23 protein-coding genes are annotated in these 21,636 nt (G+C 48.5%); 6 read left to right on the forward strand and 17 right to left on the reverse strand.

Going from position 1 to position 21,636, the window contains the following annotated elements; genetic code table 11:
• Nucleotides 1–43 precede the first annotated feature (43 nt).
• A complete protein-coding gene (locus tag SACSAC_RS23505) occupies nt 44–967 on the reverse strand; it encodes a carbohydrate ABC transporter permease (RefSeq protein WP_084778325.1) in 924 nt (307 codons plus the stop codon).
• Nucleotides 964–1,842, reverse strand: a complete 879-nt coding sequence (locus SACSAC_RS23510) for a carbohydrate ABC transporter permease (protein ID WP_084778327.1) — start codon at nt 1,840–1,842, stop codon at nt 964–966. Before SACSAC_RS23510 ends, SACSAC_RS23505 begins: the two co-directional genes overlap by 4 nt.
• Before the next feature lie 209 nt (nt 1,843–2,051).
• Here SACSAC_RS23510 and SACSAC_RS23515 point away from each other — a divergent pair, with 209 nt between their 5' ends.
• Nucleotides 2,052–2,612 (forward strand): GbsR/MarR family transcriptional regulator, encoded by a 561-nt coding sequence (locus tag SACSAC_RS23515; protein WP_037293645.1) that lies wholly within the window; start codon nt 2,052–2,054, stop codon nt 2,610–2,612.
• Nucleotides 2,613–3,112: 500 nt separating this feature from the next.
• Here the strand turns inward: SACSAC_RS23515 and SACSAC_RS23520 are convergent, their stop codons facing one another.
• The 3 genes from SACSAC_RS23520 to SACSAC_RS23530 form a co-directional block, all read right to left on the reverse strand.
• Entirely contained in the window at nt 3,113–3,484 is a 372-nt protein-coding gene (locus SACSAC_RS23520) for a hypothetical protein (protein ID WP_037290858.1), read from the reverse strand.
• 83 nt (nt 3,485–3,567) lie between these two features.
• Nucleotides 3,568–3,891: a DUF3024 domain-containing protein gene (locus SACSAC_RS28515; protein WP_051507362.1), complete on the reverse strand. Its 324-nt coding sequence runs from the start codon at nt 3,889–3,891 to the stop codon at nt 3,568–3,570.
• Between the two features lie 40 nt (nt 3,892–3,931).
• Complete coding sequence (locus SACSAC_RS23530) at nt 3,932–4,363, reverse strand: hypothetical protein (RefSeq protein ID WP_037290862.1); 432 nt, start codon at nt 4,361–4,363, stop codon at nt 3,932–3,934.
• 484 nt (nt 4,364–4,847) lie between these two features.
• Between SACSAC_RS23530 and SACSAC_RS23535 the strand changes: the two genes are divergently transcribed.
• Both SACSAC_RS23535 and SACSAC_RS23540 read left to right on the forward strand, forming a co-directional pair.
• Complete coding sequence (locus SACSAC_RS23535; protein ID WP_037290864.1) at nt 4,848–5,729, forward strand: EamA family transporter; 882 nt, start codon at nt 4,848–4,850, stop codon at nt 5,727–5,729.
• Complete coding sequence (locus SACSAC_RS23540; RefSeq protein WP_037290866.1) at nt 5,726–6,208, forward strand: nucleoside deaminase; 483 nt, start codon at nt 5,726–5,728, stop codon at nt 6,206–6,208. The genes SACSAC_RS23535 and SACSAC_RS23540 overlap by 4 nt, the downstream gene beginning before the upstream one ends.
• 104 nt (nt 6,209–6,312) lie before the next feature.
• On the opposite strand, the gene SACSAC_RS23545 is transcribed toward SACSAC_RS23540, so the two are convergent.
• The gene (locus SACSAC_RS23545) at nt 6,313–6,816 is read right to left on the reverse strand and encodes a GNAT family N-acetyltransferase (RefSeq protein ID WP_037290867.1); all 504 of its coding nucleotides are present in this window, start codon (nt 6,814–6,816) and stop codon (nt 6,313–6,315) included.
• A gap of 26 nt (nt 6,817–6,842) precedes the next feature.
• A complete protein-coding gene (locus SACSAC_RS27405; RefSeq protein WP_051507363.1) occupies nt 6,843–7,439 on the reverse strand; it encodes a hypothetical protein in 597 nt (198 codons plus the stop codon).
• A 248-nt stretch (nt 7,440–7,687) separates the two neighbouring features.
• On the opposite strand from SACSAC_RS27405, the gene SACSAC_RS23555 reads away from it, so the two are divergent.
• Together SACSAC_RS23555 and SACSAC_RS23560 are read left to right on the forward strand one after the other, a co-directional pair.
• Nucleotides 7,688–9,907: a bifunctional alpha,alpha-trehalose-phosphate synthase (UDP-forming)/trehalose-phosphatase gene (locus SACSAC_RS23555; protein ID WP_037290869.1), complete on the forward strand. Its 2,220-nt coding sequence runs from the start codon at nt 7,688–7,690 to the stop codon at nt 9,905–9,907.
• A 210-nt stretch (nt 9,908–10,117) separates the two neighbouring features.
• The gene (locus tag SACSAC_RS23560; protein ID WP_037290871.1) at nt 10,118–10,777 is read left to right on the forward strand and encodes a hypothetical protein; all 660 of its coding nucleotides are present in this window, start codon (nt 10,118–10,120) and stop codon (nt 10,775–10,777) included.
• 17 nt (nt 10,778–10,794) lie between these two features.
• On the opposite strand, the gene SACSAC_RS23565 is transcribed toward SACSAC_RS23560, so the two are convergent.
• Both SACSAC_RS23565 and SACSAC_RS23570 read right to left on the reverse strand, forming a co-directional pair.
• Nucleotides 10,795–11,184 carry a RidA family protein gene (locus SACSAC_RS23565; RefSeq protein ID WP_037290872.1) on the reverse strand — a complete coding sequence of 130 codons (390 nt, stop codon included), beginning with the start codon at nt 11,182–11,184 and terminating at the stop codon, nt 10,795–10,797.
• A gap of 1 nt (nt 11,185) precedes the next feature.
• Nucleotides 11,186–11,638, reverse strand: coding sequence for a RidA family protein (locus tag SACSAC_RS23570; RefSeq protein WP_037290873.1), 453 nt, complete (start codon nt 11,636–11,638; stop codon nt 11,186–11,188).
• Between the two features lie 110 nt (nt 11,639–11,748).
• Here SACSAC_RS23570 and SACSAC_RS23575 point away from each other — a divergent pair, with 110 nt between their 5' ends.
• Nucleotides 11,749–12,297: a shikimate kinase gene (locus tag SACSAC_RS23575; RefSeq protein WP_037290874.1), complete on the forward strand. Its 549-nt coding sequence runs from the start codon at nt 11,749–11,751 to the stop codon at nt 12,295–12,297.
• A gap of 358 nt (nt 12,298–12,655) precedes the next feature.
• On the opposite strand, the gene SACSAC_RS23580 is transcribed toward SACSAC_RS23575, so the two are convergent.
• The 8 genes from SACSAC_RS23580 to SACSAC_RS23610 all read right to left on the reverse strand — a co-directional run bounded on the left by SACSAC_RS23580 (nt 12,656) and on the right by SACSAC_RS23610 (nt 21,630).
• The gene (locus SACSAC_RS23580) at nt 12,656–14,539 is read right to left on the reverse strand and encodes an ATP-dependent helicase (protein ID WP_051507364.1); all 1,884 of its coding nucleotides are present in this window, start codon (nt 14,537–14,539) and stop codon (nt 12,656–12,658) included.
• Nucleotides 14,539–16,338, reverse strand: coding sequence for an ATP-dependent nuclease (locus tag SACSAC_RS23585; RefSeq protein ID WP_037290875.1), 1,800 nt, complete (start codon nt 16,336–16,338; stop codon nt 14,539–14,541). Before SACSAC_RS23585 ends, SACSAC_RS23580 begins: the two co-directional genes overlap by 1 nt.
• 151 nt (nt 16,339–16,489) lie before the next feature.
• On the reverse strand, nt 16,490–16,654 hold the full coding sequence (locus SACSAC_RS28130) for a GNAT family N-acetyltransferase (RefSeq protein WP_156951082.1): 165 nt from the start codon (nt 16,652–16,654) through the stop codon (nt 16,490–16,492).
• 30 nt (nt 16,655–16,684) lie between these two features.
• A complete protein-coding gene (locus SACSAC_RS23590; protein ID WP_037290876.1) occupies nt 16,685–16,999 on the reverse strand; it encodes a hypothetical protein in 315 nt (104 codons plus the stop codon).
• Between the two features lie 4 nt (nt 17,000–17,003).
• The gene (locus SACSAC_RS27410; protein ID WP_051507365.1) at nt 17,004–17,669 is read right to left on the reverse strand and encodes a hypothetical protein; all 666 of its coding nucleotides are present in this window, start codon (nt 17,667–17,669) and stop codon (nt 17,004–17,006) included.
• Nucleotides 17,670–17,852: 183 nt separating this feature from the next.
• Entirely contained in the window at nt 17,853–20,123 is a 2,271-nt protein-coding gene (locus SACSAC_RS23600) for a 5'-nucleotidase C-terminal domain-containing protein (protein WP_051507366.1), read from the reverse strand.
• A gap of 197 nt (nt 20,124–20,320) precedes the next feature.
• Nucleotides 20,321–21,268, reverse strand: coding sequence for a GNAT family N-acetyltransferase (locus SACSAC_RS28135; RefSeq protein ID WP_245608682.1), 948 nt, complete (start codon nt 21,266–21,268; stop codon nt 20,321–20,323).
• Entirely contained in the window at nt 21,265–21,630 is a 366-nt protein-coding gene (locus SACSAC_RS23610; RefSeq protein ID WP_037290877.1) for a hypothetical protein, read from the reverse strand. The genes SACSAC_RS28135 and SACSAC_RS23610 overlap by 4 nt, the downstream gene beginning before the upstream one ends.
• Nucleotides 21,631–21,636: the final 6 nt, after the last annotated feature.

Genomic DNA, 21,636 nt, shown 5'->3' on the forward strand with positions numbered 1-21,636 from the left:
TGGGTTGGATCAAAAGGTTGGGCGAAGCTAGAAATCGGATCGATCAGCTCTTGTTGACGCCAGCCGACATGTTGACGCTCTGCATGATCGTCTTCTGCGCAAAAGCGAACAGGACCAATAGCGGGGCGATCGTGAATGCGCTAGCAGCCATAATCTGCGGCCAAGCCAATCCGTAAGCGCCGCCTTCGACGAAGAATCCGCGGAGTCCGGCAGACACGAGTCTCAAATCCGGATCTTTGGTAATCAGCATCGGCCAGAAGTAGTTGTTGTACTGTTCGATGAAGGTGATCAGGATCATGACCGCGAACGACGAACGAATCAGAGGCGACATGATCGTCCACAGGATTCGGAAGTGCGATGCTCCGTCCAATTGCCCCGCTTCGACCAACTCATGCGAGACCTGCATGAACGCCTGACGCAGCAGGAAGATCGAGAACACGCTGACGCTGTTGGAGATAATCAATCCGGCGTACGAATCCAGCAGATGCAATTCGTTCAGGATCATGTAACTCGGCAGATAGACGGCGGTGCTCGGAATCATGTAGCCGACCAGCACCATCGCGGTAAAAGGTCCTTTGAGGCGGAATTTCATATGGGTCAGCGCGTAAGCCATCATGCTGGCGTTGATCACTTGGATCACGCAGATGCAGACCGCCACGAAGATACTATTGAACATGTACCGGGCAAAAGGCGCCGAATTCCAGGCATCCGCATAATTGCTCCAGTTGATCGATTCCGGCCAGAAGGTTGGCGGGAACTGCCAAATCTCGTCGTTCGTTTTCAAGCCGCTTGTGACCATCCAATAGAAGGGAAAGGCCATTGCCAAGCTGATCAGCGCCAACAGGACGTAACGGATCGTGCGGCCGAGACGCTCGCCGACGGGAACAAATTTGCTGCTGCGTTCGCGTTTATTTCCGCGACCGAGTTCCCGTTTTTGCTCTACTTTTCTTGCTTCGGTTATGTTCATGAGTAGTGCACCAGGCGTCGGCTGAGCAGGAACGACAGTCCCGACAACAGTACGCAGATCAGAATGATGATAACGGCGATCGCCGAAGCTTCACCGACGTTAAACGACTCAAAGGCCGATTGGTAATACATATACAACAAGGTACGCGTCGATCCGGCCGGACCGCCCTGCGTCATGACGTTGATCTGGTCATACGCTTGCAGCGATTGAATCGTCAGGATGATCGACAAGAACAGCGTCGTCGGCGAGATCAGCGGCAGCGTGATGCCGCGGAACTTGTCCCATGCGTTCGCCCCGTCCATCGCGGCGGCTTCCATCAGATCCTGAGGCAGATTGCGCAGCGCAACCAGATAGAATACCATCGACCAACCGATCGACTTCCAGACGGTTACGATCATGACGGCTACCAGCGCCCAGGTCGAATCCTGCAACCAACCGACAGGCGAGACTCCGATCCAGCCGAGCACCAGATTGGCAAGTCCCACATCCGGTTCGAAGATCCATGACCAAGCAATCGAGACAGCAACGGTCGGCGTGACCCACGGCGAGAACATCATGGCTCGGAACAATCCGGTAGAGCGCAGTTTGCTGTTCATCAGCAGCGCGAGCGCCAAGCCGCCCACAATAATCGGGATCACTGTGCCGAAGCCGAACAACAACGTGACTTTAAGGGCTTGATAGAAATCAGCGTGCGTCAGCAGATATGTATAGTTTTCCAATCCGACGAACAATTTCTCCGGACTCATAAAGTCCCACTCGGTAAAGCTCAGGTAGACGATATAACCGAGAGGACCGAACCAGAAAACCAGCAGCGGCACGAGAGCCGGCAGCGTGAAAAGAACCGCTTCCCCTTCTCTAAATGCTTTCAAACGCAAAACTCCAACTCCTCTATGTTCAATTTTTTTTGATGACTGCTTAATTTCGGCGTTTTGATGTCTGTACTTGCGATCCGTACAAACATGATTGTACAATCGAATTGAAAAACGCAGATTATCCCAATGTTAAATCTTTAGGCAGTCTTGTAAACATTGAATATGTAAGAAGCGGGCGTATGACGTCCGAATTTCCGTTCAGGGGTGACATTGTGGAAAAGGAATGGATTGAGACGACACCGACGGCTTCCGTATCGCCACAGCGGAGCGAGCTGCGGAAGAAAGTGATCGAATCTATTGCAACAACCATGGATTTGTACGGCGTGAACCATTCGTTCGGTCAGCTCTACGGCATCATGTATTTCGAAGACCGACCGATGACGCTGGAAGAAATGAAAGATTACATGAACATGAGCAAAAGCAATATGAGCTATGCCGTGCGTTCATTAACCGAGTCGCAGATGATTTACAAACTCGACGAGAAACGCGATCGCAAAGATCAATATGTCGCCGAGACCGACTTTTTCCGCACGTTCCGAAACTTCTTCGGGGCCAAGCTGCAAAGAGAAGTGGACGTGATGCTGGAGAGCATTCGCGAGGTCACGCCGGACCTATCGGAGATCGTGCTGTCGGCGAAAACGTCGGCTGACGAACGGGAGGAAGCACTGCGGGATTTGCACAAGATGCGGCATGCGGAACAGTATTATGTATGGCTGCAAGGGTTCGTGGATCGGCTGCAAGGCGGAGATGCGTTTTTTGAAGAGAGTAGGTGAAGGTCCTATTCGTTGTAGGAAGCTGGGGCGCTGCGGGAGAAATTCGTTCAATACGCTGTCTCGCGCATAAAGCCTCCGGCTTTATGCGCTCAAAGGCGTCTTTCACTGAATTTCTCCCTCCGCTATTAGCTTCATTTTGAATAGGAGCTTTTGTGGGTATGAGAAAGCCGGGCATCCGCCCGGCTTTTGCTAGTCAATAAGATCAAATAAATGCGAATATCCATTTATTTCGTTTATATCTTCATTTTTCGAGCGAATACATGCATATATCCATTTAATTTCTGATTTTTTCGCTTATTTTCGCCTATTCACTCCGAATAACTGTATATATGCAGGTAATCGAAACGAATAAAGCAAGCTTCGTCAAATAACTGGATATCCGTATTTATTCCGACTCCATCGAAGCTGCTGCTACCTTGTCAAAGCTAAAAGTAAGATCAAGCCCGTCCGATCAAGAGCCAACAAGATACGATTACATGGATTTATTCGCAGGGTACGAATTATCGATACTGCCTCGGATCATTCGGCTTCGGGATCGGTTCGGGACGGCTTTTGCACCATTCGACGGCGTAATCGCTCAGTTCATCGAATAACTCATAATTACGGTAAGCAATATGCGGTTGGCGCATACGATTCAGGATGATCTCGATCCGTTCACGGTCGTGGTTATTCAGCCTCATCGGGTCAAATGTGATCTCGATAAAGTCGCAAAACAATTCATGACCTTCGTCCCAATTGGCATTGCCGTTGCGTTCGGCTTCGTCGCGCAGGCGCCCTACCGAGCGAATCAATTCTCCCTGCACCGTAGAAGCTTGACCGCCGTCGGGAACCAGGCTTTCCCACAATCTTTTAAATTCTTCCGCATGCTTCATAAGGTTCTCCTCTCGCATCTATACCCTCAGACTCTCTTTGGATATAACCTATTACTCTATACTCGATAAACACAGGGCTTTCGCTAAAAAATCCCCAGCTCGTTCGCAGTCACCCGACTGAGCTGTGCTTCAAAATTTTCGCTCGCCGCGATCTCGGATACAAGATGCCAGCGGCCGCCGCTGTCGAGTCCGTACACGCGCCAGCCTCCGGCGTCCAGTCGGAACTGCGCGACGGGCAGCTCGATCCAGCGCGTGCCGTCTTTCGAGGGGCGCTGTTCGACCAGAGTCAATTCGTCGCCTTCGAGCGCATAGCCGATGCTCCGACGATTGCGCAATTGTTCTTCGGCGGTACTCTCCATATAATGCCGCATAACCTTTTCGATCCGTCTTTTCGTAAAATCATCCATTGCCGCTAAGCCTCTCTTCTCCAAGTTCTACTCTGCCTATTTAGGGTCGGATCTCCAATTTCTTGTTCAATTCCTGCTCAAGCGGCGATCCGTCTTCTACGCGACGATAAGAAAGTGGCGGCCGGAAGCCGAACGTATCGCGAAGTTCGGTAAGCGGCATCGGTTCGATCTTCTGCAGCGACAGCAAAGGAAGCGCATATCCTTTCGACGCGCCTTTGAAATAAGCGAGCGTATCCGCATAGGAACCGGCCTCGTCTTTTTCCGCAATCGCGGCCAGTTCTTCGGGCGTTCCGATGATCGGACGGCCGAATTCGGCATAAGCCGCGACAGCCGAGACCGGCGCAGCCAGATACAAAAAGGCCGAGGTCGCTTCGTCCGGAAAACGCCGCCGGAATTCGTGCCGCTTCGTCCCTTCGATCAAGCGCGCATACGGACCCGGACGAAGACTGAGAATCAACGGCGCGCCGCTCATCGCAGACTCCTTTTGATCGATTGCCGATCACTTTCGTTCACATATCGCGCCATGGCAAACCCTCCGTTTTCGCTATCGAATTCTTCTACATGCTTCAGGATACCACTTCGCTCCGCACGATTCGCGTACGTTCACCGATTTGTGACAAGGTTACGGACGTTGACAATTTTCATTCTTCGATTTTATAATGAATACCGCAAGCAAACGACATACTAAAATCGAACGGTCGTGGATTTTTCTAGGGACGCTTCCCTATTTTCGCCACACGAATGCCTTAGGACGTGTCTTCAAACCTACTGACGTGTATCTTTTACTGCCTTTTCGCCCTCAGCTGCGTCACTTTCCCTTGACGTGCCCCGGCACGCCTGCGGAAAAGTTCCTTGCCGAGAACGAAAATTCAGTAAAATCTACGTCCGTCGAGGTTTGAAGACACGCCCTAGGGCGTTCGTGTGGCTTTTTTGCATTCATTTCAAGGAGGATTTTGATGAAAACCTGGCAGTACTCGTTGATCGTTTTTCTCGGAGGTTGTTGTTACGGTATTCTCTCCACATTCGTGAAGTTGGCTTACAGCGCCGGTTTTTCTTCGCCTGAAGTCACGGGCGCGCAATATTTTTTCGGCGCGGTGCTGAGTTGGATCGGCGTGCTGTTTATCCAAAAGAAACGCCTTGATCCGAAAACAATCGTCAAGCTCCTATTGTCCGGCATCCCTTTCGGTCTTACCGGAATCTTTTACTATCTATCCTTGCAGACGCTGAACGCTTCGCTGGCGATCGTGCTTCTGTTTCAGTTCATTTGGATCGGGAGCTTGTACGAGTGGCTGTTCCATAAGAAAAAGCCGACCCGTCGCAAGCTCGTCTTGATCGGCATTCTGCTCGTCGGCTCGCTGCTCGCGGCCAATGTGTTTTCTCAAGAAGACTTTTCCGTATCCTGGCAAGGAACGCTATGGGCCTTGTTGGCGGCTTCGACGTTCGCCTTGTTCTTGCTGCTCAGCGCCTCTGTCGGGAAAAGCGCTTCGCCGGTGTTAAAAAGCGCCTTTCTCTCGACCGGAGCCACGATTACCGTATTCATCTGCTTCCCTCCGATCTTTTTGCTCGACCCGGACAGGCTCTTTGCGTTAAGCCCTTACGGTCTGGTGCTCGGAATCTTCGGCGTGTTGCTCCCGCCTTTGCTGTATTCGATCGGCATGCCGCATATCGGTTCGGGAACAGGCTCGATCATGACGTCGTCCGAGCTTCCGATAGCGGTTCTGATGTCTTCGATCGTGTTGGGCGAAGCGGTAAACGGGTATCAATGGATAGGGATCATCGTGATTTTATGCAGCATCGCGCTTGGAAGCTGTACACCGAAGGAGGAGACGGGATCATGATTTCGAAAAAAGACATGGAGCACTTGGAACGCTGCGTGGAACTTGCGCGGGAAGGATTGGCCGACGGCAACGATCCTTTCGGCTCTTTGCTGGTCGATCGGCAAGGCCGCGTGCGCAAAGAAGACTACAACCGGGTATCCGGCGGCGATCCGACGCAGCACCCGGAATTCGCGTTGGCGCGTTGGGCGGCCGAGCACATGACGCCGGACGAACGCGCGCAAGCTACCGTCTATACTTCAGGCGAACATTGCCCAATGTGCGCCGCGGCTCATGCCTGGGTCGGATTAGGAAGAATCGTTTACGCGAGTTCTTCGGCCCAATTATCGCAATGGATGCAAGAACTCGGCGCCGCGCCGTCGCCGGTTTGCAATTTATCGATTCCGGATGTGATTCGCGATGCGCAAGTAGACGGACCCGCGCCTGCGTTGTCCGATTCGATCAAGGCTTTGCAGGTCGAAGCGTATCGCCGAAACAAGTAATCATTCGCTTCATGCCGACGATACGCGATAGACGAAAATCTCTCCCCAAACAGACGATGCGGCAAAAGGCCGCTCGCTGCAAGGAGAGATTTTTCGGTTGCGCATCATAAATCCGCGACCATCGTCATCGAGGTTCCTTCCCACCCGACTTCCTGGAATCCGAAACGCCGATACAGCTTTACGGCAGCCGCGTTATCCGGATCTACGCTGAGCGACGCCCGCTTCACGCCTTGCGCCCGCAGTCCGTCCAGCAAATGGCTCATCAAAGCACTGCCGATTCCTTTTCCCCGGCTGGCTTCCGTAAGCGCCATACCCAACTCCGGCACGTCCGGCGCGACGTAGCCGTAACCCCGGTCGCTTTCCGGAAAAATCCGCGCCGTAGCCGATCCGAGCGGCACACCTTCGGGGGTTTCGGCGATCACGCCGAAGTCGCCTTCGCGTCCCCAACCTTCCATATACTTGCGCATAAACGGCTCTTCCAAAATGCTGCGCTCGAACGGCTTTTCGTCTTTTTTGACATACAGCGATTCGAACAGCATATCCCACAAAAAAGGAATATCTTTTTCCTCTGCGGCGCGAATCCGGTATTCGGTCGATAATCGTTCCATGCTTATCCTCCTTATGATGCTTCTTGTTAATTCTTTCGGCCGCGAACGGCAATCCATCCTCCGACGACGATCACGATCAGAGCGACGCCTCCGAGCGTGACGGGAAGCCAGGACAACCCTCTTGTTCGTTCCGGTTCCGCTGCGGCTGATTCTTCAGCGTTCGCGCGATCCGGCGGATCCTCGAATTTCGTGCCCGCCCCAAGCTCCTGCAAGTCCTTCATGACGTCCGCGTTCGCCTGCGTCACTTCGCCGGATCGGCTGCAATTGACGACTTCGTATCGACCGTCATGCTCGTACGGATACAGCAGATACGTTTTCCCTTTTTCAAAATCGAACTGGCAGCTGCTCCAGCTCGTATATACGACCGTTTCCGGTTCGTCCATGCCTTTCCAGCTTTCGTTCACGCTCAAGGTTGCGGCATAATAAGCCTCTTTTCGATCGCTTTTAAATTCCCCGATGCTTTGGACCGTCCCCGTAAACGTCGCAGCCGATCTTTCTTTGGCTTCCGTTGCGTTTTCCGGTAACAAACAGCTGCAAGCCGCGGCTTTTTGTATCGGAAAAGCGACCGACAGCGTCATCAGCAAAAGCGCGATAGCGATTGCAAGTTTCCATACTTTTCGCATCTTTTTCCCTCCTTCGAATCGATCGATAAGCAGAGTCTTCTTTATAGACGCACGTTTTTGGAAAAAAGTTCCACGGACTCCATAATGGCGACACTTATTCGATCTATCCTTTACGCATTTGCGTCTCGACGGTCCATTTCGGGTAATAACTGAAGAATTGTTGAAAACCGCGCATTTATTTCACTCATTTTTTCAACGCGTTTTTTTATCCCACATTGATTATCCAAGAAGGAGAGCTGGTCCATCCTATGAGTAAAACGATTTTCGTATCCAACCGCCTTCCCGTCACCGTCTCCAAGAACGAATCCGGCCTGGACTACAAAGAAAGCATAGGCGGTCTGGCTACCGGGCTTAAAAATTACCATGAACAAGGCGACACGATCTGGGCAGGTTGGCCCGGCGTCTCGCAGGACGACCTGAGCGAGGAAGAAGCGTCTTCGATCGCTTCCACGTTGAAAAGCGACTACAAATGCTTGTCGGTTCCGCTTACGTCCGACGATATCGAAGAATACTACCACGGCTTCTGCAACGAAACGATCTGGCCCCTTTTCCATTACTTCACGAGCGCGGTCGAATACAAAGCCGAGACGTGGGAAGCGTACAAACGCGTCAACCGCAAGTTCTTCGAAGCCGTCGATCCGCTGATTAAAGAAGACGACACGATCTGGATTCACGACTACCAACTCATGCTGCTGCCGCAGATGATCCGGGAAAAGCATCCTGACGTCAAAATCGGTTTTTTCCTGCATATTCCGTTCCCTTCCTACGAGATTTACCGTCAAATGATCTGGCGCACCGAGATTCTCGAAGGCTTGATGGGCGCGAACCTGATCGGTTTCCATACGTACGATTACGTGCGCCACTTCCTGAGCAGCGTGCGCCGTTTGCTCGGACACGAACATAGTCTGTATAAAATGCAGCTGGAGTCGCATATCGTGCAAGTGGACGCGTTCCCGATGGGCATCGACTACGACTACTTCGCCAACACGCCGACCCGCGAGAACGCGTCGCAGGAAACGATGGATTTCGTGAAAAGCACGAAAGACGTGCGCAACATCATCTCGGTCGACCGCCTGGATTACACCAAAGGCATTCCGGACCGCATCAAGGCGTTCAAAGCCTTCCTCGCCAACTATCCGGAATATCGGGAAAAGGTGCGCCTCAACCTGATTATCGCCCCGTCCCGCGTCGGCATCGAAAAATACGACAACCTGAAGCGGGAGATCGAGGAGCTTGTCAGCGAAGTGAACGGCGAATACGGCACATTCAACTGGATGCCGGTCTGGTTCTTTTTCCGCACGGTATCCCAAGACGACCTGATCGCCTTCTATCGGCATAGCGACGTGCTGCTCGTCACGCCGCTGCGCGACGGCATGAATCTGGTCGCCAAGGAATACGTCGCGTCGCGCAACGATTACAAAGGCATGCTCGTCATGAGCGAAACGGCCGGAGCGGCCAGCGAACTGGGCGAAGCCGTAATCGTCAATACGAACGATCACGAAGCGATTGCCGCGGGGATCAAGATGGCGCTCGAAATGCCGGAAGACGACAAAATGGACCGCAACAAAAACATGCACCGCCGCATCTCCCGCTACAACGTCAAGTTCTGGGCGGAAGAGTTCTTGAACACGCTGCAAGGTTCGCCGGAGGAGAAGATCCATACCGAGCCGCTGGACCGCCTGACTTCCGCTTCGTCGGAACTCGATCTGGCGTATCGGACCGCGGAGAAGCGCGTGCTGTTCCTGGATTACGACGGAACGCTCGTCGGCTTCAAGCCGACGCCGGATCAAGCGCGTCCGGACCGCGAACTCAAGCAGCTTTTGACCACGCTGACCGAAGATCCAAAAAATACGGTCGTTATCATCACGGGACGCGATCGTTTCACGGCGGAAAAGTGGTTGGGCGACCTGAATCTCAGCATCGTTGCCGCGCACGGACTTTGGTTCCGTCCGGCGGGCGGCGAATGGACGATGACGCTCAATATCGACAACGAGTGGAAAGAATCGATCCGTCCGATCATGGAGACGTATACCGACCGGACGCCGGGCTCCCTGATCGAAGAAAAAGATTATTCGATCGCTTGGCACTACCGCCAATCCGAACCGGATATCGCGGCCGTAAAACGCAATGAGCTGAAAGAAGCGCTCATGTCGATCACCCAATCCATGACAGTCGGCGTGCTGGACGGCAACAAAGTCATCGAAGTGAAAGACACGCGAGTCAACAAAGGCCACGGCGCGCATTTGGTATTGAGCCAAGGTCATTACGACTTCGTATTCGGCGCCGGCGACGACCGGACCGACGAAGACATGTTCGCGGCACTGCCGGAAGATGCCTATTCCGTGAAAATCGGCAAAGAAGTGACGGCGGCCCGGTACCGCCTGAAATCTTCGAGCGATATCCGCGCATTGTTGGGACGCTTCACGCAAGTATCCGGCGAAGTCGCGGAAGAACAGGCAAAACGTTAAAATAAATATAATCTTCGCTTAAAACATGAAAAGGAGTTCGCGCCGCATATGGCGCGAACTCCTTATTTATTCGACTTCATACTGAAAGGCGCAAAATATTAGAGGCATAACTAGTAGTTTAACTGGATTCCATATTCATTAAACCTTACAATAAAAAGGAATTATTTCAATAGGTATTGCATGTACCTTTGCAGAAAGGAGAACTGCGTCATGAATCGAAAAAAAGCTGCGTTCGTGATCTTATCCGTGTTGATTGCGTGCGTATTCGCGATTGTCGGAGGGCGATACTTCGTAACCGGAAGCCTACCTTTTCACTCAACGAACATCCAATCCGCGATCCTTCTACCTGACCCATTGATCAAAGAAAAGCAAATCGTCCAGTACGGATTTCCGAAATTCAATCGTGATGCCAGCTATATCGGCTTCGCCGAACTCGACGCTTTAGAGGAGCACTCGGATATTATTGCGGTCGGCACGCCGGTTCTTCCTTTTGAAGAACGCGAAAATACGACAAGCCGTTATGAAGACGGAGTCATGCAGGATTTCGCGACCCTCACCGAATTTGCGGTCGAGACCGTACTGAAAGATCCCGGGGAGGTTGTTCAAAACGGACAAGTCAGCTTCTATGAACCGATCGCTTTTGCCAACAACATGCAGGGTTCCAAAGTCCTTTTCTCGATCGCTAACTATCGGGAACTTCAGTATGGAGAACGGTATATCGTATTCTTGTCCGATAACGGGCAGGGCGGCTACAGCGTCATTAACATGAGCAACGGAACTTTTAATATGAACAAGACGGATCGAACCTCGGGCGACCCGACGCACCGTCGATTAATGACGCAGATTTGGGACAAGTATGATTTGGAATGAATCCATGCGGCACATGTTCAGTCTTCCGGCACGATCGCCTGAACTTCGATCTCTACCAATAGCTCCGGATCGATCAGCGCTTTGACCTCGACCATCGTCGCCACGGGCCGAATATCGCGGAAGACTTCGCCGTGGGCGCGGCCGATTTCTTCCCATTGCGAGATGTCGGTCACGAACATGCGGGTGCGCACGACATGTTCCAGCTTGGCTCCGACATGCGCCAAGGCTTCTTCGATCGTTTTGAGAATTTCCGCCGTCTGCCCATATGGATCGCCGACGCCGACCACTTGTCCGTCCTTCATCGCGGTCGTTCCGGCGACTTCCACCGTATTCCCTACACGCACTGCCCGGCTATAGCCCACGATCGGTTCCCAAGGGGAGCCCGTTTCGTATCTTTTGCGTTCCATCTCACTCCACCTCGAAAATCGAATCCACGATAATCGGCAAGTTATCGCGTACCGATACCGCCCCGAAAACGGATCTTGCATGCGAACCGCTTTCGCCGAACACGTCGAGCATCAGCTGCGAGCAGCCGTCCAACACTTTATGATGCTCTTCGAATTCAGGTGTCGTGTTAACGAACCCTTGCAGCTTAACCACGCGTTTCACCCGATCCAGCGATCCCAATTCGCTTTTGAGCACGGCCAAAATCTCGATGCCGGTTTGCCGCGCGAATTCGTATCCCTGCTGCGTCGTATACGCGTCTCCCAACTTGCCTTTCGGACCTCCAGTCGGCCCTTTGCCCGCTACGAACATCAAGCCGTTCACGGTAACCGCATTGGCATAAGCTGCGGCGGGCGCGCTTCCTTCCGGCAGTTCGATCCCCAGACTTTTCAGACGCGCTTCGATTTCTTTAGCCATAAAAGCTTACCTCCACTCTACTTGTTACTCCTTGCTCGCCAACGATCTACAATTTATAATGAATATACTTATTTCATGTAAAGCGGCAAAGGAGTACGGTGATACTGATCATGAACAACAACATTCCGCTCAATCAAAAAAACATCATCCTGATCGGCTTCATGGGCGCGGGCAAAACGACGATCGGCCAACTGCTGGCAGAAAAGCTCGGCCGCGATTTCCTCGATGCCGATCAAGAGATCGAACGCAAACACGGCATGCCCGTCACGGAAATTTTCAAGTCGATGGGCGAACCCGCTTTTCGGCAGATGGAAAAAGACTACATCGTCGAACTGTGCCGCGAGTCGCGCGAGAAGGTCGTGTCGCTCGGCGGCGGATCGTTCATGCAGGACGAGATCCGAAGCGCCTGTCTCGACAACGGCATCGTGTACCATCTGGATTTGACCTGGGAATCGTGGAAAGAACGCTTTGAAGACTTGATCGATACCCGTCCGATTCTGCAAAGCCGTTCGCTGGAAGAGATCGAAGAACTATTCAACAGCCGGAAACGGGTTTACGCCGATAATCATCGCACCGTGGCTGTCGATACGCTGACCCCCGAGCAAATTACCGACATTATGGTCGAGCAGATTCGGGCGAGTTGGGAAAACGAAGCTTAATTCAAAAGAGCGGAACCGCGCAGTTTTACGCGCAGTGCCGCTTTTTTTTACGTTCAAGTCAAACTTGTCGCTTAAATCTTCTTTTCACCGTTTTAATGATCTTTCTCATAGCCAGCAATGTTAAGGTTTTTCGCGAGACTAGCCACACATTCATATGGTTTACGCTTTCGATCTTACGATCTCTCATGAATAACATAGATAATTGTTAGAGTAATATAGGAGGCGAATTACCACACTCAGATATAAAGATCAAAGATCCAATTTAAATTTTTCCCAAAATACTATAGATCCTCTCTTCAGGTAAATTGTTTTGGATATTATCTTAAAACAGCAGTTCACAACGAAAATGTGTTGAGTGTTAAGCTTTTAACTCCAACACAAATCTAGAGGGGAACTGTCGCTTAATTCCCCAAGGAGTATTTTTAACTAGTGGATAAGTTAAATAACAAAGCCTCTTTGATCGTGTTACTGCAACAAACATATTATGTCTTTCTTCAATAATTTGTTTTGTATCTCTTGAACCATTGGATGCTCTTACAGCCCTATAATCAGGGAAAACTCCTTCATTTAATCCCATTATAAATATAACATCGTATTCTAATCCCTTAGACATGTGTACAGTTGTTAAAATTACACCTTTATCGCTGGTTGACTGTGTACTTCCTAGAGAAACAGTCCTCACAAAATTCCCTAACGATCGTTCACCAGAAGAAGAATTTTTCACATAAATATCCCAATTATTTTCCCATGCTTTGATATCTTCACTAATAAGTATTTTTTCATGCTCATCAATTTGAGTTTCTGATAGATCAATAAAAGTTCTCAATACTTTTAATGCTGTATGAAATTTTATTTCCTTTTCATTTTTTAATAGTAGATTCCAAGCATCAGTTAAAGCAGTCATTAAATTTTTCCAATAAACAGATAATTCATCACTATTTATTAAATCATCAAAATTAATATCACTTTTGGGATAATTAATCAATTTGCGCAACTCTATTAAATGTATCTTATCCTTCTTATTTACTAACAGTCTGATTCCTAATTCAAATGCCTTCATGAAATCAGATTCACTTGAAAAAGAGCCTTTTGCTGAAACTTTGAGTGTATAATCCAAATTATTATCTTCAAGTAATTCTTTCAATTTACTAAATACATATCGATTTCTAGCTATGACAGCAATCTGTTCAAGTGTAATCGTTTGATTTTCTACATCAGGATGTCCATTTTTCACTAAAAACATAATTTTAGAAACAATATATTCTGCTTCTAGATATTCATTTTGAAAGTCATGTATCTCAAACTCTCCTTTGTACATGCATTTTCCATATGCTTTGAAAGACTTCTCAATTCTATGTGCGGCCTCTATGACTAATTGTGATGAACGAAAGTTCTCAAAAAGTTGCATTCTGTGAGCATTAAACTCATTTACGAAAAAATTATTAATATAATCGTTTGAAGCTCCGCTAAAACCATAAATAGATTGGTTAGGATCTCCAACCATCGTAATACCGATTTCTTTTCCTGCAAGTGCCTTAATCACTTCATACTGAGCTTTATTTAAATCTTGAGCTTCGTCAATACAAATATACTTATAAACTTTTCTATACAATCGAGCTATACTATCTCGTTCGGTTAATATTTGGTACGTATATCTAAGTATATCATCAAAATCAATGACTCCCTGCTGCAGTAACATATTATCGTATTCTTCAAATAAAGTCTGGATTAACGGATTGTCAGTATAATCATCTGAAAACTTCAGATTTCTTTTGGCAGTACTTAAATCATCAAGAAATTTTTTTATGATTATTTGATTATCTTTAGCAACTCCACTTAAATATTTAGTCTTAAAAGAAGGAATAGTTTCAATTGCTTCTTTTAAAATATGAAGCCTATCATTATAAGATTCACAAATATGAAGGTCATCAGGCAATCCAATTACACTTCCCCTAGAAGTTACGATATCTAAACAAAAACTATGAATCGTACCTATATAGGCATATTCTTTTAGTTTTTGTTTTCCTAATAAGGAAATAAGTCTTTCTTTTAATTCTTCCGCAGCTTTATTACTAAAAGTAATAGCCAAAATTTTCTCGCCTTTTTTTAAATTTGAAATTAATTTATTAATTCGTTCCGTAAGAACTCTAGTTTTCCCACTACCTGCTCCGGCTATTACTAACAGGTTACCATCGGAGAAGTCAACAACTGCTTGTTGAGATTTAGATAAGGTGATAGTCATTAAATCCCACCTTCTTCCATATTTTCTTTTATTTTATTAAAAAGTTCTTTTAGCTTTTGAGGTACTCTCCTTGATTTTGTTCTTATTTTACATATCTCTTCTGCAATTGCTGTCGGATATTTGGTTTTATTAGACATAATACAATCTTTTGTAGCTCTATAATACCCTCCATCAGCATCGGCTTTATAGTTTCGAATTATTCCATGTTTACCCTTTTGATCGTTATAATGATCAATGTAGTAGCTCATATAGTTTGTATTACTTTCAACCTGACAAATCGCCTTTCTTATTTCTTTAATGTAACCTTGAGATAAACAATATGTTTCAAAACATTCATTATTTTCAATTATAAATATGTTTTCAAAATCAGTAAGATTAGGCTGACTTGACGCACCTGTTAATTTTTTCAAACAGGCCCTTAAATCACTTAATGGCTGAGGTTCCCCGTCGCTAAATACATACCACTTTATATTTAGACGATCCAGAATCCTCATGAATGGTGTATAATTATTACCACCTACTCCAATAATATTAATGCCTAATTCGAAAGGCTCCTTATTAAAAAACTCTCTTAGAAATACAGTTAATGCTTGTTCCTCGGTTTCTCCCTCTGCTAAAATAACAGCATTCGCATATAAAATTTCTCCCCTAGTGCTCATAACAGTTCTTCTTATTTTCTGTATATCTTCTTCAGTCAGCCCTTCCATTAAAAGAGGCAGTGCTTCAGATTGTGCTCCAACCTTTCTGACATATCTTATTTTTTCTAGATCGATTTGTGATAAAATATATGGTGAGTGTGTAGTAATGACCTTTTGCCCATTCATTTCATTAATATTGGAAAACAATTGTCTTTGTGCTTGAGGATGCACATGCGCTTCTGGTTCTTCTACGAGTATTAGCGGTAAATATGCTAAATCATCTAGTGTTCTCTTTGTTATCTTGCTACTAATTTCTGCTTTTACAGTGGAAAATACTGCCCAACTACGCACACCTAGACCTAAATTTTCTACAGATGTAGGCAGCGAGTTCTTGTTTGTATAGTAGATATTTATTCCCCTATAGAGAGATTCTATATCTCTTGTAATCGGACTTATATCCACAATGCTCTCTTTATCTGCTGTTGTTACTTTTAGTTCACGACTGATTGATTTTAATATTTCACTTTCTCGAACGATTTTTTTATTCAATCTTTGTAATTGTGTTTCAATATTTCCTCTCACATTATCCGAAACTTTTATATTAGACGTTAACCTTCCCCACATCGATCCTCTGTCTCTAATATCTAACGAAATATCTCTTTGAGCATTGACTAAAATATTCTCGATACCTTCCAACGTTTCTCTCCTAACAGAATTGCCAACTTGTGAGTTCCCTTCGTACTCCCAATTATCTATTTTATATTTAAAATTAGTGTATATTTCTTTATCACTATCAAAAGATATCTCTGTTCGAAATGCAAAATATTCTTTATCTGTTGCGAGATCCAATGATACGCTATCTCCGAAAGCTCTTGACCACTGATCGTTAAAGGTGTCCTGTATATTACCATCCTCATCTATAGGTAATATTCTAATATCAATCCATATTTTTTTAGATTCATTGTAAGGTTCATCAGCCGAAATATAAATGTCGTCCCTAAATACTGATGAGAAATCAAATGCTAAGTTTATAGCTTGAATAATATTTGATTTTCCTGAATTATTTTTACCGACGATCACAGTATACTTATCAAGCTTTAATGATATATTCTTTAGTGAGCGAAAATTATTTATGTACAAGTCACTTACAAGTATACTCACGTTTTTTCCTCCTAATATTTTAGAATATCAAACAATCATCTTAAACCTTTCCTTCGACAGCATTATGTCGTATACCTCTTAGCTTTTATAAAAATCGAAACAATTAGCTTTCAAATGAAGTTATTTTCCCAATAAAAAATACATTTTTTTCTTATTCTCCGTAAAAGTCTTCCTGTACCCGCTCCGCGTCATACGGATGATCGCGTCCCTCGTACCATTCCAAAACAGCCGGGTCGGTCAACCATTTGAGCAGCAGCGGTGCATCTTCCGGCTCAAGCGTGCGCAGCGCAATATCCTCGTGTTCGAGTAAACGCATATGAACCCCCTTTTATGTAAAAAAACTCGGTCAATGTTCGATTGCAATATGTAAAACTGCTCGCCCGGCTGCTTCCATGTAGACGTGTGCTCCTCCGATATCGGCAGACGTAACCTCCATCCAATTGGCATTCGTCAGGTCCGCCGCATAGAAACGCACGACGATGCAATCCCGGCCTTGATAACGGTCTTTGCGCATGGAGATATGAACGCGGTTCAAGTCGTAGCTGTTCACCCAATTCGTGCGCTTCACGGCTTCGATGGCTTTAAGCAGGAACGGCGTATAAGCTTTATCGATTTTCAAAAATGCGGGTTCTTCCGTATCGAGGTCATTCGACGAATCCATTGGGCTAAGCCTCCTTTGCGCCATGAATCATTTCAACATTCCGTCGAATGATTGGCGTAACTCCCCACTCCGCAAACAATCGGCGAAGGTCTTGTCCGTTTGCGAGAATAAACTGTTCCAGTCTTTCGGGCGACAACACCTCAAGCGAGACTTTCGATTCGTCAGCCGGTTCTTCCTGTAAGCCGAGCAGCTTCATATCCCGATAGGCATGTACTTCTTTCGCGGACAACCCGCCGAATTCGAAAGCACGATCCGATTGGAGTTGACGCAGCCATGCCCGAGCATCCGGCCTTTCTTGCAGCAGCATGAACTCGATCCGCTTCACTTCCCGGTGATACTGTTTGCGACCGTCCGAACGGGCTTCGTAGCCGGGATAAATCTCGAACGTCCAGCGTCGATCCGTATAGATGTGGGCGATGTAGCCAAGCAGATAATGCAGGAACGCCGGATCGGCTTCGATGTGCTCGGCGTTGGCTTTGAATACGTCGTGCAGCTGCTCATCCGTCAAAAACTCGCCTTCGACGATCATCAGATGCGTTTTTGCTTTTTCGCCGCGATCGTTGCTGCGCACATGCACGGCATCCGGCGCCAAGCTTCCTATCAATAGTTCGGCGGAAGGTTCGGGCATGATAACCGCTGCAACGGCCAGGTGAACCATGGGCCAAGGCATAACAAGTTCCTCCTTTTGAGCAGGACTTCTACCTATGATCATACCATCGGGAGAAAATAATGGCATCTTCCGATCAAGGCGCTGCGATCCATGCAAAAGAAGACCCTCCGTTTAGACAGAGGGTCAACGTATCGAGAAGATCACGCAGATGCAGGAAGCCTTCCGGTTTCCTGCTGCGTTGGATTATTTGGACAAACTCACGTATTTCGCGTACACGTAAGCGGTCCGTCCATCCAGTTTGACTTTCAGCCAACCGGACTTCTCTTGGCCGATCACTTCAAGCATCGTGCCTTTCGGTACGGCTTTGATGATCTTGGCCTTGGAGGAAGGAGCAGTCCGAACATTCAAGTAATCTGCGGTAACTTTGGCCCGTTGAACGGCAGTGTCTTTCCCGGCTGCCGGCTTGGACGGTACCGGCTGCGGTCTAGGCTGTGCGGGAACCACGGGTTTTTCCGGCAGCGGTTTTGTTGCGCCTGTCGCCGGTTTGCGGGCCGCATTCAATTTCCGGTAAAATTCGCCTTTGTTCTTCGCGCCGGAAAATTGAGCCGCATCCACGTTTGCTTTGGCGGATAACGCTTCGATCTCTTCTTGAGTAACGGCATCCCGGATATTGATCGACGCAATATTGGTGTATTTGCCGTCTTCGGTAGTCGGAACGGACAGAATGCCTTCGTTAATCAGTTCCACGACATCCGCGCGTTCCGGCGCATCGAAGTCGACGCCGGTGATTTTCCAGTTGTTTTGAAGCGTCGGCTCGTATACGCCGTTCTTTTCTTCTTTGAGGTAAGCGATGGACAGATTGCGGATCGTGCCTTGAATCTCGCCGAATGCCGAAGCGTCTTTGGAAGACCAAAGCTGCTTGAATTCGCGTCCTTCCAGCGGTCCGCCTTTCGCGATCAACGCTTCCATCCGGTAAGCGTTCATGCCGAGCTTGAGCGTGTCTTTCTCATTGACGGCATCGCCGTTCTTGTACTTGAGGTTCGCGATCCGGCTGCCGTAAGGCTTGGTAAGATCGATCTCGTAGGTCACGCCGCCGAAGAAATCGTTGGTGCTGTACTTGGAAGCGCGGCGTTTCGGATCGAAGCTGACCGTCACGTCTCCGGGACGCGTCGAGTTGAAGTAGCCTGCCGACCATTCCATGTAGTCTTTGAGATCCCGGCCGGTGACTTCGTACACCGTGACTTCGCCGAACGTGTATTGGTAGTTGAACGCGATGTCTTTTTTCTTGATCGGCCCGATATCCAATTTGGCTTTGTCGTTATCGATCTGGTGCGCGACCACGTCCGCATCGCTGTAATGGATCATGACTTCGGTGAAGAAGTCGGATAACGGAGTTTCTTGAACCTGCACGGCAGGAATGCCTTTGATCTCGTCGTCAGGCACCAGATCAGTTCCTTTCAATTCCGCGACTTCGATATTGGCGTCCGCGCGGGCGAACTCATGGAACGGATGCAGCGTTTTTTCCAACTCCGCGTCCGACACCTCGTAACTGCCGTCTGCCGCTTTTACGGCCAGGGCTTGCGCTTCTTTGCTTTTCAACACGACGCGGTCGCCCTCTTTCTCGAAAGTCAGGTCGATTCGCGAGATGTGCGATCCGTATTTGTTCGGCTCGGAGATTAGTACGCCGTTTACCGTCTGCGACTCGATCAACGTATGCATATGTCCGGCGAAGATCGCTGCAAGCTCCGGGTTGGCGTTGGCGATATCGGTGACTCCGGTTCCCGGATTCCCGTTCTCGTTATCCAGACCCATATGCATAAGCCCGACCATCACGTCGACTTTGCCTTTCAACTCGGCAACCGCTTTTTTCGTTTCTTCGACAGGATCTTTCACGATCACGCCGTCCAGATGGTCGGTGCCTTTCTCGAACTCGGTAATCATCGGCGTGTTCATTCCGATCACGCCGACTTTGATTCCGTCTTTTTCGATAATCGTGTACGCAGGCATGTAGCGGTCGCCGTTTTCTTTGAAAATATTGCCGACGAGGGGCTGCCCGTTGAACTGGGAAGATATTTTCTCCAACACGTCCAAGCCGAAGTTGAACTCATGGTTGCCCATGACCCAGGCGTCATAGTTCATTTCGTTCATCGCCACCATCATCGGAGATTGAGGTTGGTCGTTGAACAATTCGGCCGAGTTGTCCTGAATCATGTCGCCGGCGTCCAGCAAAATCGTATTCGGATTTTCCGCGCGGACTTTTTTGACGATCGTGTACAGCTGCGTCATGCTTCCGGTCGGATTCGGTCCGTCCAATGCGTAATCCCAAGGCATGAATCGGCCGTGAATATCCGACGTGCCGAGCAGCGTAATTTTGGTTTCGTCGGCCGACTCCGCGGCTTTAGCCGCTTCTTTCGCTTCTGCACGAACAGAAGCAAAAGGAGAAAATAAAATCGAAGCTCCCAAAAAGAAGGATAAAGCCCCTCCCGCGAAACGTTTTTTCGAAAATTCGCGCATGTAATAAACTCCCCCTGTTATGTATGATGTAAATAAATATCGCATCGGATTTAATACTAGTGAAACATTTGTAAAATGTAAACGCTAAGTTTGTAAAAAAGGTAGATATACCTAACAAGAAAAGGAGTCTTCCTGTCATACCCTTCAAAAGAAAGGATAAACGGAAAACTCCTATGTAACGGTTTGCGCCTAATTCCTCACTTCTGTCCGCTTTTGCTGAAACAAAGCCGATAAATCTTCGTTTCCGCACCGTCGATGCCATATCCTTTTCCGATATGAATCCAGCCGTACCGCTCGTAATATCCTTCGAGATCGGTGCACAGATAAAGGCTGCCATATCCTTTGCCCCGTGCTTCTTCAGCCGCATGCTCAAGCAGTAAACGGCCCAAACTTAGGCTCCGCCAGTCCGGTTCCACATACAGGCAAGCCAACCACGGACACAGGTCCTGCCTGCTGTTCAAGTCGCTGCGCAGCAAGGCGTAACCTCCGGCGATCGATCCTTTTTCCCCGTCCGTCAACAGATAGAACCGCGGCAGGTCGGCTTCGGTATCGCAAGAGCGTTCGATGCAATCCCGGTAAAAGTCGAACGTCGACTCGTCGCCCCAGCGGCTCCAGAAGTAGTCCACGGCTTCAGCCGATCGTTCCGCATTTTCCCTCACAGGGGTGATTCTCAAGGAGGGAAGTTCATGCTGTCGATCTTCTATCCAACCTTCTACGCTGCGATGCCGCCCCAAATGAACCGTATCGAATTCATCGACGGCCTCCGCGGAACAAACGACGCCCAGCAGCTTCAACGCATGATTGATCGCCTTTTCCGTTCGTATTTCCCGCAGCCATTCTTTCCCTTTTTCCCATACCACGCAAGATTGATCGCCCGTGCCTCCGAAATAATCGGCTTCCGCGTAAGCCACGATTCCGTGCCGGGACAATTCGCAGCCGACTGACGCGATCTTTTCCGTAAGAGTATCCCACGGTTCCAGGAGCTGCTCAGTGCCTTGATTAATCTCGTCTTGCAGGGCGTCATCCAACGGAACAAGCGCCAACTCATCCGATAAAGAAACGACCTTGGCTGTCAGAAAGCGGACGCCTAACGTTTTCAGTACAAGTGCCGAACCGATAAATCCTTGTAACGTATATCCCATCATAAATGGCGCTGCCGATCTTTTTTGATCAGCAGATTTCGCAAAGGAACCAGCAGCATGGACGGAAGCAAGCAGAACGCGCCGTACAAAATGTAGGCAAACGGCAGCCAGGCCCGAGTCTCCCGCACGCTGCCCATCTGCATATAATCGACCTCCGTCACCCACAAGCCGATCGATAACGCGAGCAGCAGCCCATTCGACAGCAGCACGCAGCCGATATTTTTCCACAGCGCGCAGTAGACCAGCATCGTCGCGACCGCCAGCAGCCAAAACGCGGATTGCATCCATACGAAGAATATTCCGATCAGTACAGGGTACAGCACCGTCAATGCAAGCTGAATACGTTTGTTCGCGTGCAAGTTCATAGCAAT

The organism is Saccharibacillus sacchari DSM 19268 (assembly GCF_000585395.1).
GTDB classification, from domain to species: Bacteria; Bacillota; Bacilli; order Paenibacillales; family Paenibacillaceae; genus Saccharibacillus; species Saccharibacillus sacchari.